We start from the raw sequence: 12789 nt of genomic DNA on the forward strand, positions 1-12789 counted from the left end.
AGCTCAGTCCTCCACGATCTCCAACTCCGCCGTGCCGTCTATCTCGATCCGCACTTGTCCCCGATCCGGCCGGCTGAGGCGGATCGGCCCGCCCTTTTCCTCCAGCCGTCGGCGCAGAAGGATCAGCCGGGTCTCGAGATTATCCTTGAAATCGGGCAGTTGCAGGCTGCGGTCGCGGCGGATTTCGCGGTTGAGGAAGTCGCGGCGCCCATGGCACACATAGCCCTCGACGAAGTGCTTAAGCAGGCGGCCCGGCACGCCGCGGATCAGATAGTCCTTATCGATGAAAATCGAGCCGTCCCGCGCATAAAAGCGCAGCCGCACCGGTTCTCCCGCAGCCGCTGTCGTCTCGGTTGGGGAGGGGGGCGCAGGCGGTTGCGCCTCGGGCCGCTCCCGCTCCTGGGCGTTGAGCCCCATGGCAAGCGCCAGATGCGCGGCCAAGATGCCAAGCGCCTCCTCGTCCCGATGTCGAAACGCGAAGGGAAATTCCGATTCGACGAACAGGATGCCGGCCAGGCGATCCTGCGCCACCATCGGCATCGCCAGCTGGCTCAGCGGTGCCTCCAGCGCCGGCAGCGGCAGCGGTTCGGCATGGCCAAAACCGCTGGCCGAGCCGATAGCCTTGACATAGCGCCTGACGCGCCTGGTGTCGCTGATGCGGATGGCCCGCCGCGTCGCCGCCGCCATGCCGATGATGCCGCTGCCGAAGGCCACTTCCGAGCCGATGCCGAACCGGTCATAGCCGCGGCTGGCGATGGTTGAAAGCTGCATCCGTTCCTCGTCCGGCACCAGCACCATGGAATGGGAATAGCCGAACAGGGCCTCCAGCCCCTCCAGTGCCGTATCCAGCAGGCCCTCGGTGTCGACCTGCGATGCCAGGCGCTCCGCCAGCCGGCGGGTCAGTTCCAAATGGTCGCGCCGGTCCTCCGCCGCAGGCGCAAGCTGTTCCAGCGGATGGGCCGGCGGCACGGCCCGGCAATCCTCAACGCGGTAGATATCGACGGCGCGCAGCTTCATGATCCCGGCGAAACCCTGCTCGCTGCTGGTGACGTCGAGATGCACGCTGATCCGCTCGAAGATCTCGCCGTCCGTCTGCGAGTGGTCGTAGACCAGGTCGAGGATGTATTGCAGCCCGCTGTGGCCATCCACCACCATGACGGTGGCAAGCCCGTTCGCTCCGACATTCCTGGAGGTCTTGGAAAAGAACTGGTTCGACAGCGCCACATGCTGGTCGTCGATGTAGTGCACATGCGACAGGTACGAGGCATTGGGCATGCCCTCGCCATCCGTGGTGGCGATCACCGAGGGGATGACGCCTTCGAAGGCATCGCGTATGCTGCTGAGGCGGATCAAGAGGCCACTGCCTCCGCAATGCCCAACCGGCTGCCGGCCTTGGGGCCGGGCGTCTGCACGAAGAGATCGCGCGGCGTAAACGAGATGCGCACCAGCTCCCTGTCGCTCAGCGTGCTGGAGAGTTGCAGGCGGGTCACGCCAAGCGCCCCCATGGTCGCCAGCATATCCTCGACATAGCGCGTGCCGCGGGCCTGCTCGATCGCATTGGCCGGGCGCAACTCGCTGATCAAGCCCTTGATCTGATAAGCCTCGTAGGTATCGGGTTGCACGAAGGTTGCCGAAATCGGGCTGCCGGGCAGGGCATGGGCCACAGCATCCGGCCACTGGCTGGAGGAGACCAGGAGCGTGATGCGGCCGCTATCGGCATCGAAACGCGCGCCGGTCGCGCGGCCGATCATCGGCCGATGCGCCGCATTGCGGGTGGCGATCAGCACCATCACCCGTCCCTCCAGGAAGCTTGCCACGCCCGCCTCGATCACCCCACATCCCCCGTTTTTTGCAATCTTAGGAAGATAGGAAAATTTTAGCAACGCGGCTGCCGCCTTAGGATGCATTTAGGAAGCGGCGGGCAGGGCGGCGGACTATGCACCGTTTCACCACGCCGGCGGATGATCCGACCGGCCTGAACCAACAGGAACCGCCATGTCCCACCATCATCCCTCCCTCACCGATATTCCCGATCTCGCCGGCCGTTACGATCTCTACGGCGCCGTGCACAAGGGCCTGCGCAAGGCCGGCTGCGAATTGCTCATCCGCCTCGGCGCTGCCGATTTCGCCGATCAAACCGAGTGCGACGCCGTCCTCGACATCCTGCGCGGCTATGTCCTGCTTGCCGGCTCCCATGTGATGCACGAGGACGAGCATATCCACGGCATGCTGCGCGGGCGCGGCGGCTCGACCGACATCGTCGACGAGCAGCATGACGACCACCGCGCGGCCTTCGCCACCCTGGAAAAGCTGGCAGCCGATATCGAGCGCGCATCGCCGCAGGAAAAGCCCGCCCTTGGCCGCCGGCTCTATCTCGCCTTTGCCGCCTATCTCGCCGAAGACCTCGCCCATATGCACGAGGAGGAGACGGTGACGGCGCCGGCGCTGTGGGCTGGTTTCACCGATGAGGAACTGGTGGTGCTGGAAATGCGCATCATCGCCTCCATGCCGCCGGAAGAGAACATGGCCTTCATGCGCATCATGATCCCGGCCATGAACCCGGCCGAGCGCGCGGCCCTTCTGGGCGCCATGCGCAAAGGCGCACCGCCGGAGATCTTCAATGCCGTGATCGAATTCGCCGTGCGTCCGGGCCTGACGGACAGGGCCTTCGGCGACCTGGCAAACCGGCTTCAGCTTGCGGCCTGAGCCTTACCCTCCACCCTTTTTACTCTCCCATGAAAGATATAAGACCATGCACAGACTTGCCTTCCTGCTTCTGCTCTCCGCCGCGGTTCCGGCCCTTGCCGCCGAGCCGCCGAAACCTGCGCCGAGCGGCAAATATATTGCCGATCCCGCCCATACCAGCCTGACCTGGAGGATCGGTCACTTCGGCCTGTCGCACTATACCGCCCGCTTCACCTCCGTCAGCGCCACGCTGGATTGGAATGCCGAAATGCCTGGCGGTTCGGCGCTGAAGGTCGATGTCGACCCCAAGTCGGTCCGCACTGATTTTCCCTTCCCCGAGGTCGAGGATTTCGACAAGAAGATCGGCACCGCGCCCGAGTTTCTCGCCGGGCAACCGATCAGCTTCGTCGCCAAGGACATCACCATCGAGGGCGACAGGACCGGCTCGGTCACCGGCGATCTCACCTTCCGCGGTGAAACTCATCCGGTCACGCTGGATGTCACCTTCAACGGCTCCTTTGCCGAGCATCCCATGGACAAGACGCCACGCCTTGGTTTCTCCGCCACGGGCAAGCTCCGCCGCTCCGACTGGGGCCTCGATTTCGCCCGCCCCGCTTTGGATGACGAGGTCGAACTGCTGATCGAGACCGAGTTCCTGGTGCCAAAATCCTGAGCCCCCGCGCGCGGGCGCAACACCCGAACTCCCCCACCGCCTCGGCCCCGTTGCGCCCGCGCGGCCCCCGCTATCCGGCGGGTGCTGCTTACGTCTCCGACTTTGTCGGCCGTGTGACATCCGTCGCAGCCAATATCACACCATCCATGCTATCCTCTGCGCATTTCAAACCGTCGAACAATCGCTTTGAGGTTCGCCATGCGTTTTGCTGCCGTGATTTCGCTTTTGCTGTTTTCCATGCTGGGTTTTCCGGCCCTGGCGCGGGATGTCGCCGGCGGCAGGGATCATGAGCTCGTCGGGCGCTATGAGGGCGCCACGATGACGCTTTACAAGATGCGCGACTACGAGGAGCAGCGCCTTCTGGTCAAGCCGATCAGGAGTGCGGATCTGCGAGCCGCCGGCCGGCGCCTGTCGGATGCCAATAGCCTGTCCATCTCAGGCAAGGCCTATCGCATCCGCTATCAGGGGCCGGCCGGACGGTCTGCGCTCGAAGTGGCGCGCAATTTCCATGCGGAGCTCAAGGCCAAGGGGTTTGAGACGCTGTTCGAATGCCGGGGGCGCGACTGCTCGGATGCCGGCGGTTCGGAACTCTATTTTGCCCTGCATGACGAAAGCCCCATGGGCACGGGCGATATCCATTCCAGCCCCGAGAGCCAGGTGTTTGCCGCGATGAAGCTCGTGAGGCCTCAGGGCGATGTCTATGTCTCCGTCTATGTCATCGATTTTGCCAAGATGCCGGAGGTGCTGGTCGATGTCACCGAGACGCAGCCCATGGAGAATGACAAGATCGTCTTCATCGATGCGGCCGAGATGGAGCGGCAGATTGCGCAGAATGGCCGCGTCTCGCTCTATGGCATCCTCTTCGATTTCGACAAGGCCACCATCAAGCCGGAGTCCCAGCCGACGCTTGATGAGATTGTCAGCCTGCTGAAATCCGCCACCGACCTGAAGGTGGTGGTCGCCGGCCATACCGATGCCAAGGGCGGCTTCGACTACAATATCGACCTGTCGACACGCCGCGCCGAGGCGGTGGTCGCAGCCCTTGCCAGGGCCGGCATTGCCACGGCGCGGCTAAAACCCTTCGGCGTCGGCATGGCCGCTCCGGTCGCCAGCAATGACAGCGAGGCCGGCCGCGCCAAGAACCGCCGGGTGGAACTGGTCAAGGCCGACGAGCCTTAGGGTCAAAACTCAATCAGGATAGGTGTTCTGCAAGTCGCATCTTGTGCCTGAGTAGAAGGAAAGGTGCAGGAAATGCTCATCATTTTCAAACCTTTCCGACGCCCGCAGGCGCAAGACGCGACTTGCCCGAAGGGTTTGACATGATGGGCCGCCTGATCGCAAACAATGCTCGACAAGACCTTAGGGTCTTGCCTTGCGCTTGTTTGCTTCCATTCAATCCCATCATCACCAACAGAACACCTATCCTGATTGAGTTTTGGCCCTAAGCCCGTCCCGCCATTCAAGGGCTTGACATCCGCCACCAGCAGGTCCATCCGCAACACAGATGCGCCGTTCGCTGCGCATCACTCAAGAGGAACAGGAAGATGAACCCCGACAGTCGAAGTTCGACGTCATATCACCGCGACTGACGGTCATCCCCAAGCCCTGTTTTCAAGGCGCCCGGGTGGCCTCTAGAGGTCGCCAAGGGAGTGCCCATGCTGCGCAGCTATTCGCGTGAAGCCGATCACATCGTGCCCGCCGATCTGGCCACGGCCGATCAACAAACGCTGGTCTGGTTCGATCTCGTCAACCCCACCCCGCAGGAAGACCGCGAGGTCGGCGCCCGTCTCGGGCTTGACATCCCGACCCGCGACGAGATGGAGGAAATCGAGCTTTCCGCCCGGCTCTACCAGGAGGACGGCGCCGAGTTCATGACGGTGACGGCCTTGACCGGGCTTGATACCGACGATCCGCAGAAGACGCCCGTCACCTTCATCCTCAAGGACCAGGTGCTGGTCACCGTGCGCTATGCCGAGCCAAAACCGTTTGCCGCCTTCATCGCCCGGGCGCGGAAGGCCAATGGCCTGCATTGCACCAGCGGCGAGACGGTCATGGTCGGCATCCTGGAATCGATCATCGACCGCATGGCCGACGTGCTGGAGCGTCTGGGCAACGAGATCGATGCCGTCTCGCGCGAAGTGTTTCGCAGCAAGGTGTCCAACGTCACCAAGAAGACCCGCGACCTGCAATCGCTGATCGAGCAGATCGGCCGCAAGGGCGATTTCCTGACGGCGACGCGCGAAAGCCTGGTCACCATCTCCCGCCTCGTCGCCTATCACGCCGCGCTGGAAACGCCCGGCCGCAAGCCGCCCAAGGAAACCCGCCAGCGCATCAAACTGTTGCAGCGCGACGCGGTCTTCCTCAGCGACCATGCGCAGTTTCTCTCGGGCAAGATCAATTTCCTGCTGGATGCGACCCTGGGGCTGATCAACCTGGAGCAGAACCAGATCATCAAGATCTTCTCCGTCGCCGCGGTGGTCTTCCTGCCACCCACCCTGGTCGCCTCGATCTACGGCATGAATTTCGATGTCATGCCGGAGCTGAAATGGCAGATCGGCTATCCGCTCGCGCTCGGCCTGATGATCCTCTCGGCCATCATGCCCTATCTCTATTTCAAACGGCGTGGGTGGCTGTAAGGGGCAGGGGGCTGAAGCTGAGAGGCGAACACCCCCCCTCTGTCCTGCCGACGTTCGGCATTGCAATCGATTCACTGGATCGATTGCTCGGCTTCGCCGACCACGCCTCACCCCCCTCAAGGGGGGAGATCGACTCGCGGTCAATGCCTCGCCATATCTGCTGCGAAGTACAGGTGGCGCGCCGAGGGTGCCGCATTTTCCCTCTGCCCCCTGTGGGAGAGGCTTCGGAGCGATGGCCGAAGGCCGGAAATCGATCCAGTGAATCGATTTCAGCGAACGGAGGCCTGAGCGCGCCGTCGCGCGAAGGCAATCGAGGGCTTAGCGCAGCTAAACCTCAGATTTTGTTGGTGAGGGGAAATTGTCTCCCTCTCGCCTCACACCACCCGTAACCACCCGCGATAATGCACCACCGCACCGATGCCGGGCAGCGCGATCGCCACGTCGAAGCAGAACTGGTCGCCCTCGGCCCATTCGCGTGCCTCGCTTTTCGGCGCGAGCCACAGCGGCAGCGGCAGGCCGAACATGAACCAGCGCTGCATCCGCATCCGCAGGCCGGTCTCATCGCCCTCGAGCGTGAAATGAAACCGCAGGGGGCCAAACCGCTCCACCAGGAAGTGGCCGGACTGGCTGAGTTCGCTGGAAAAGCGCCGGCCGGCGAAATCGCGGGTCCAGCGCTCGATGCCGTCTTCCTCCTCGAAGTCGACATGCAGGGCATGCTCTCCCGTCGGCGGAAAGCCGATGATGGCGCAAGCGAGGCGCGCCAGCAGCGATGTACCACGGGTCACTACCGCCCGGCCGGCGGCGCTGCCATCGCCGATCACGTCGTGCAGCGCCTGCACGGGCGCCGGCGTCCGCGCGAAATCCGCCGCCAGCACCCGACGATAGAGCGGCACATAGGTCTTTTCCGTTGTCTCGTGCCGGATCGCCAAGCCGTCAAAAGCCGGCTGGAAGTCCGCAAGCTGCAGCAGCGCCTCAGAGGATCGGGCGCCCGGCGCGATGCCTCCGTCGACAATGGCACGGGCAATCAGCGGTGCGGCGAGCGTCGGGATCTCAGGGCCGTCGCCTCTCTCTGCGATCAGCGTCCAGCGTCGCACCCGACCAGCGCCGGCCGCCACGCCCTTGACCTCGATTGCCATGGCGGAGCGATCCGATCCGAACCTCGATGTCAGCGCCTGCAGCGGCAGCAGATAGGGCGCCAGCGATACGGCGGATGTAAGCCAGCCCCAGCGCACGAACCAGCCAAGCAACCAGACGGAAAACAGCTGGAAGGAAAATTCCGGCCCGGCGCGGAATATGGTCGCGGGCCGGCCCGGCAGCCCATCGGGCACGATCTGATGGTCCGGCACGTCGGACAGGGCCACCAGCCGGCTGATCGGCTGGCTGCCGCTGATCTCGTAGCGCTCGCGCTTCACCATCTGCCAGCCGGTCCGCACCTGCCAGCGCCGCCCCCGCCAGAGCCGAACCGGCTTGCCGACATAGCTCAGGATCGCCGCGGCCACGGAGGCGCCGGCGCTCGCCTTGCTGGAGGCGCTGAGCGCCATGCTCACGGACCGCACTGTGTCGAGACCCTCGGTCAGTTGCCGCAGCACCGCACCCGATAGCGCCGGCACGCTGGAGGCGCCGGATACCACTGCGACGCCGGCCCGTCGCGCCGCATCATCAAGCGCGCCGATGCCGAGCACAAAATCCCGTGCGTCTGCGAGGTCGATATAATGCACGCCGGCGCGGATGCAGGCCTCGGCCACGTGATAGCCGCTGCCCTGGAACGGACCGGCCGCATCGATCAGCAGCACGGGTTTTTGCGCGCGCAGCACCGAGTCGAAGTCGCCATTGCGGTCTGCAACAATGGCCACGGCACCGGGCAAAGACTGGGCCATGGCTTGCGCCTTGTCCCCATTGCGTCCTGCCACCAGCACCGTCCAGCCCTCGGCCGCCAGCCGGCGTGACAGCCGCGCGCCAAAGCCGCCATAGCCACCCAGCACCATCACGCGCGTCACAAAATCCGCTCCCGGTCGGCGGGGGAGGGCAGCCAGCAGGTCTCCCGCCGGCCGAACAGGCGGTAGCGGTTGCGGGCAATCATGCGGTAGACCGGATCGCGCAGCGCCCGCGGCACCACGCGCAACACAGCCATCAGCCGCCACGGCCAGCCGAGCCCGGCATAGATGGAAAGCACCGCATCGCTGTCGCGCAGCGCCGTGTCGCCATCCACCACCACAAGGCTTTCGGGATTGTCGGGATTGATGCCAAGCCGTCGATAGATCGAAGCGCCCACATCCCCCTGCATCGAGGCCAGCCGGAAGCGCCGCGCCTTGTCATGCCGCAGCACGAATTGCGCATTGGCCGAGCAGAGCACGCACAGCGCATCGAAAACGATGATCGGGCCGTCGGATGGGGGTGGTGTGGGACCGGACAAGGCAGCCTCGGCTGAAGGACGAAAGACCGGACCAGCCTACTGCATAATTTCCTGAACCGGAATCGATTCAAAGTGAAAAATAGGCAGCAGATAGAAAGCGCTACAGCGAGCCTTTGTGCGCCCAATTCGGCGCACGGCGCTGTAGCAGTCACGAACGAAAAGCGGTAGGCCCGACCGCCGCCGCCAGGTCGGGCCTACCGCTCCGCTCAATGCCGCGTCAGGGGCACGGCATCGACCAGGGCCGATCGCAGCGCATCGGAAAGCGCTGTGATGGTGTCTTCATCATTGCGCGTCCTGGCGATTTCCAGGGCCAGCAGACAGTGGTGCAGCAGGGGGTCGATGGCGATCTCGTCCTCGTCCAGGACCTCCGCTTCCACCGGCACGCCGGCGGATGCCACCATCATGCCCGAGCAATACAGGGGCGTGCCGTGTTCGTCGCGAAAACAGGCGCCGAAACCGGAGACCGCGACGCAGGTGCCGTCAGGCCGGCAGACGCGATAGTCTTCCTGGAAGGGCACGCCGGTCTTCAGCATATCTTCGACGGCCTCGGCAAAACGCACGACGTCATCGGGATGAATGCGGGCGCGAAAGGCAGCCCGTGGCAGGCCGGATTTCGTCTCCGCCGCCGAGAAGCCGAACAGCGCCGCTGCCGCCGCATCCGCATAGAAGGTGTCGCTTTGGATGACCCAGGTAAACACGCCTGACGCCGACTGTTCCGCCGAGATTTCCTGCGGCGGTAAATTCTCTGCAATGTCGTTTTCGTAGCTCTTCACGTCAGTCTCTCCGCACCCAAGGCAAAGTCGCTTTGTGACAGCAATATTACCATGGATGGTTGTGGAGGAATTTGATCGAACGCAAATTCGAAGCGGTTTTAGCGAGCCCCCGGCGAAAGTCTAATATTAACGCTTGCAACCGCTGCGGCGAGCGTTCAGCCCGCACCCACCAGCGCCCCGATTGTGCCGCCCACCAGCAGGATCAGCCCGATGATCGCGGTGAGTGCCGCACCCCGCCCGCGGCGCTTGGCGTCGGCATAATATTCCACGGCATAGAGCGCGCGAGCCCCCGTCCAGCACAGGCCAAGAAAGCCGGCGATCGGGTCGGAGACATAGTAGCCGAAGATCCAGAGCGATGGCAGGAAGGCGACAAGGTGCTCCACGGTGTTCTGCTGCACCCGGAAGATCCGCTCGAACTGCGCATTACCCGTGGTGCGCGGCGCCTCGATGCCGAAGGTCTTGCGAGCCCGCCCCACCTTGATCATCAGCCAGACATAGGTGATCAGCGCGGAAAAGGTGGCAAGGACGGTAAAGCGCATGCTGGCTCCCAGGGCGTAAAATCAGGCATCAAATCAGGGCGCCAAAGGGTTAGGCGATGCGTCGGGCCGGCGCAATACCGGTCGCGCCTTGCGGGGTGTCCGCCTTAGCCGGCTTGTCTCCCGGCGTGATTTCCCGCATGATACGGGTCATGATTTGCTGTTGTCTTCCGGCATGGCCGGTGGTGTTGGAATGATCGAGAACTACCCCTTCGGGCGGCCTTATGATTTTCACGAATTGCTGGCCGATGGCATTGTCCACGGCATCGGCGTCGTCTTCGCCCTGATCGGCGTCACCGCGCTGATCTTCTATGCCACTGTTTATTCGGACTACCGCGATATCGCTGCTGCCTGGATCTATGGGCTCGGCCTCGTCGTGTCGCTCGGCGTGTCCTTCACCTATAACATGCTGCCCCATTCGCGCATCAAATGGGTGTTTCGCCGGCTCGACCATTCCGCCATCTTCATCCTGATCGCCTCGACCTACACGCCCTTCCTGATCCAGGGCGCCGAGCAATGGAGTATCCTGGCGCTGCTTATCGGCATCTGGCTCACGGCCTGTCTCGGCATCTGGCTGAAGTTCCGCTATCCCGGCCGCTATGACAAGCTGGCCATCCTGCTTTATCTCGCCATGGGCTGGAGCGGCGCCTTTGCGATGGGACCGATCTCGGAGATCATTCCGGAGGTCACGCTGCTCCTGATCATCATTGGCGGCTGCATCTATTCCGCCGGCGTCATCTTCCATGTCTGGGAACGGCTGCGCTTCCAGAATGCCATCTGGCATGGCTTCGTGGTCACCGCCGCGGCTGTGCATTACTCGGCCGTGTTCACCGCCATCAGCGTCTGATATCGGCGCTGGACAGCGGCGCGGCTTGTCCTGTAAAGCGGACAATCATCAATTATAGTGGACAAACCCATGGCAGCCGAGGTCATCATCCGCGACGCTGGCGAGGCCGACCTTGCCGCGATCCGCGACATCTACAACCATGCGGTGGAGCATACCACCGCGATCTGGAACGAGGCGCTGATAGATCTCGACAACCGCCGCGCCTGGATGGAGTTCCGCCACGCCCGCGGTTTCCCGATCCTGGTGGCGGAGCAGGCCGGCAAGGTCGCGGGCTACGCCTCCTATGGCGACTGGCGCGCCTTTGACGGCTATCGCCACACCGTGGAGCATTCAGTTTACGTCGAGAAGGATTGCCGCGGCGCCGGCATCGGCAAGCTCCTGATGCAGGCGCTGATCGAGCGGGCGCGCGCGGCCAGGGTGCATGTCATGATCGCTGCCATCGAGGCGGAAAACCGGCCCTCCATCGCGCTGCACGAGAGCCTCGGCTTCCGGCTTGTCGGCATCCACCGGGAGGTCGGCACGAAGTTCGGCCGCTGGCTCGACCTGGCGGCGATGGAACTGCGGATCCCGGATTGAAGCCCAGGCTTTACCACACGCTGAAAATCTGACAGAACTCGGAAGGATTACAAGGCCTTGCGCAAGAAATGACCGGTTTCTCAGCGGCTTGGTTGGTTGGAGGTAATCGGCGGGGAGGGGAACCGGCGTCATGCAGCATGCGAAACTGATCGACACGATCTATGAGGCCGCCTTCATTCCGGAACTGTGGCAAGAGGTCTGTGTCGGCCTCAGCGACTGCGTCGATGGGTTTTCGGCTGCCCTGATCACCCTGACCGAGGGCAGCTCGTTCCGCTGGGTCTGCAGTCCCGCGGCTCAGGAGGGCATGGAGTTCTTTGCCAAGAGCCCGTTGCGGTTCCAGAATGTCCGCCCGCAGCGGCATCTCGCCTTGTCGACCTTTTCCTTCACCCGGGATATCGACCTCATGACTGAGGAGGAACTGGCGACCGATCCGATCTACAACGAATTCTTGAGGCCCCAGGGACTGGGCTGGACGGTCGGCGACATGGTGCTTGAGCCATCGGGCCACACCATCATCTTCGACCTGATCCGCGAGACCGACAAGGGACCATTCGGCGAACAGGATGTGGCGCTGTTGAACACGCTGCGCCCGCATCTGGCGCGCGCGGCCACCATGTCCAGCCGACTGGAATTCGAGCGCATCAACGCGGCGGTCCAGGCATTGGAATTGACCGGCCTTCCCGCCGCGGTGATCGGCGCGTCCGGCAAGGTGCTCACTGCCAATGCCCTCATGCAGAAATTCGAGCCGCAGGTGGTGCTGACCGCCTTCGAAAAGGTGGTCTTCGGTTTTGCCGAGGCCAATGCCAAGTTCCGCGAGGTGCTGGACAGCGGCGAGGGCATGCGGCCGGCCGGTTGTTCGTTTCCGCTGCCCAAGACCGAGCACAACGCGCCGGCCGTCGTCCATCTCGTGCCGATCTGTGGGGATGCGCGGGATATCTTCGCCCAGGCGCGCTTCTTTCTCATCGTCACGCCAGTGGATCGCTCCCGCGTGCCGAGTGCGGAGACCATCCAGGGCCTGTTCGATCTCTCGCCCGCCGAAGCCCGCGTGGCGCGCTCCCTGTCTCTCGGCAATGACGTCGCCCGGACGGCGGCCGAGTTTTCCATCGCCACCGAGACGGTGCGCAGCCATATCCGCTCCATCCTGGGCAAAAGCGGCATGTCGCGGCAAGCGGACTTTGTCGCCGCCGTCTCCAGCATCAGGCCGCTTGGGGATGATGTGATGTAGCCGCCCTCCGGCGCCCGATACGAGACCGGCAAGCCGCATAGACGTTTGATTTATTAGAAGATCTTCAGAGCCCAGGCGAAGGGCACGACCGTCACCAGGGCGGTGATGGTCGCCAGCAGCAGCACCACGACATTGTCGTTCATGCTGGTCGCGATGCGCGTGCGCGCGGCCTCTGCCGTCACCCGCGAATGCCGGCGCGACACGATCACCAGCAAGGGCAGGGCCAGCGGCCAAGCCAGGCAGCCGGCCAGACCGGCGAACCGCCAGAAATCCCAGTCACGACGTCCGACGCTCGCGCCCTCGGCATAGGTGAGTGCCAAAAGGACGAAAGCCGGAACGAGCCAAGTGATTAGGAGCCAAAATGCCATGCAGTCAACGAACCTCAATACGCGAATCGTTCGCCAACGTTCGCTCTGTTGGCCGTC

At 63.6% G+C, this 12789-nt stretch carries 14 protein-coding genes; 7 read left to right on the top strand and 7 right to left on the bottom strand.

Features of this window, described 5'->3' with window-relative positions:
* Positions 1-3: 3 nt before the first annotated feature.
* On the bottom strand, positions 4-1353 hold the full coding sequence (locus tag B9A97_RS16185; protein WP_084366388.1) for a GAF domain-containing protein: 1350 nt from the start codon (positions 1351-1353) through the stop codon (positions 4-6).
* Positions 1350-1832 (bottom strand): hypothetical protein, encoded by a 483-nt coding sequence (locus tag B9A97_RS16190; protein WP_084366389.1) that lies wholly within the window; start codon positions 1830-1832, stop codon positions 1350-1352. Before B9A97_RS16190 ends, B9A97_RS16185 begins: the two co-directional genes overlap by 4 nt.
* 163 nt (positions 1833-1995) lie before the next feature.
* Between B9A97_RS16190 and B9A97_RS16195 the strand changes: the two genes are divergently transcribed.
* The 4 genes from B9A97_RS16195 (at position 1996) to corA (ending at position 5994) form a co-directional block, all read left to right on the top strand.
* Positions 1996-2706, top strand: a complete 711-nt coding sequence (locus B9A97_RS16195; protein WP_084366390.1) for a hemerythrin domain-containing protein — start codon at positions 1996-1998, stop codon at positions 2704-2706.
* Positions 2707-2752: 46 nt separating this feature from the next.
* Positions 2753-3358: a YceI family protein gene (locus B9A97_RS16200; protein WP_084366391.1), complete on the top strand. Its 606-nt coding sequence runs from the start codon at positions 2753-2755 to the stop codon at positions 3356-3358.
* Between the two features lie 198 nt (positions 3359-3556).
* Entirely contained in the window at positions 3557-4537 is a 981-nt protein-coding gene (locus B9A97_RS16205) for an OmpA family protein (protein WP_084366392.1), read from the top strand.
* Between the two features lie 476 nt (positions 4538-5013).
* Positions 5014-5994: a magnesium/cobalt transporter CorA gene (gene corA / locus B9A97_RS16210; RefSeq protein ID WP_084366393.1), complete on the top strand. Its 981-nt coding sequence runs from the start codon at positions 5014-5016 to the stop codon at positions 5992-5994.
* 374 nt (positions 5995-6368) lie between these two features.
* Here corA and B9A97_RS16215 read toward each other — a convergent pair whose 3' ends face one another.
* The 4 genes from B9A97_RS16215 to B9A97_RS16230 form a co-directional block, all read right to left on the bottom strand.
* A complete protein-coding gene (locus B9A97_RS16215) occupies positions 6369-7991 on the bottom strand; it encodes an SDR family oxidoreductase (RefSeq protein WP_244564259.1) in 1623 nt (540 codons plus the stop codon).
* Entirely contained in the window at positions 7988-8407 is a 420-nt protein-coding gene (locus tag B9A97_RS16220; RefSeq protein WP_084366394.1) for a thiol-disulfide oxidoreductase DCC family protein, read from the bottom strand. Before B9A97_RS16220 ends, B9A97_RS16215 begins: the two co-directional genes overlap by 4 nt.
* A 206-nt stretch (positions 8408-8613) precedes the next feature.
* Entirely contained in the window at positions 8614-9180 is a 567-nt protein-coding gene (locus tag B9A97_RS16225) for a PAS domain-containing protein (RefSeq protein ID WP_179145307.1), read from the bottom strand.
* 155 nt (positions 9181-9335) lie between these two features.
* On the bottom strand, positions 9336-9719 hold the full coding sequence (locus B9A97_RS16230) for an MAPEG family protein (RefSeq protein ID WP_084366396.1): 384 nt from the start codon (positions 9717-9719) through the stop codon (positions 9336-9338).
* A 190-nt stretch (positions 9720-9909) separates the two neighbouring features.
* On the opposite strand from B9A97_RS16230, the gene B9A97_RS16235 reads away from it, so the two are divergent.
* The 3 genes from B9A97_RS16235 to B9A97_RS16245 all read left to right on the top strand — a co-directional run bounded on the left by B9A97_RS16235 (position 9910) and on the right by B9A97_RS16245 (position 12364).
* Entirely contained in the window at positions 9910-10563 is a 654-nt protein-coding gene (locus tag B9A97_RS16235) for a PAQR family membrane homeostasis protein TrhA (protein WP_084366442.1), read from the top strand.
* Between the two features lie 69 nt (positions 10564-10632).
* Positions 10633-11139, top strand: coding sequence for a GNAT family N-acetyltransferase (locus B9A97_RS16240; protein WP_084366397.1), 507 nt, complete (start codon positions 10633-10635; stop codon positions 11137-11139).
* Between the two features lie 130 nt (positions 11140-11269).
* The gene (locus tag B9A97_RS16245) at positions 11270-12364 is read left to right on the top strand and encodes a helix-turn-helix transcriptional regulator (protein WP_084366398.1); all 1095 of its coding nucleotides are present in this window, start codon (positions 11270-11272) and stop codon (positions 12362-12364) included.
* A 53-nt stretch (positions 12365-12417) separates the two neighbouring features.
* Here the strand turns inward: B9A97_RS16245 and B9A97_RS16250 are convergent, their stop codons facing one another.
* Positions 12418-12732, bottom strand: a complete 315-nt coding sequence (locus tag B9A97_RS16250) for a hypothetical protein (protein ID WP_084366399.1) — start codon at positions 12730-12732, stop codon at positions 12418-12420.
* Between the last annotated feature and the right edge of the window lie 57 nt (positions 12733-12789).

Source organism: Rhizobium sp. RU36D, assembly GCF_900176345.1.
Taxonomy (GTDB): domain Bacteria; phylum Pseudomonadota; class Alphaproteobacteria; order Rhizobiales; family Rhizobiaceae; genus Allorhizobium.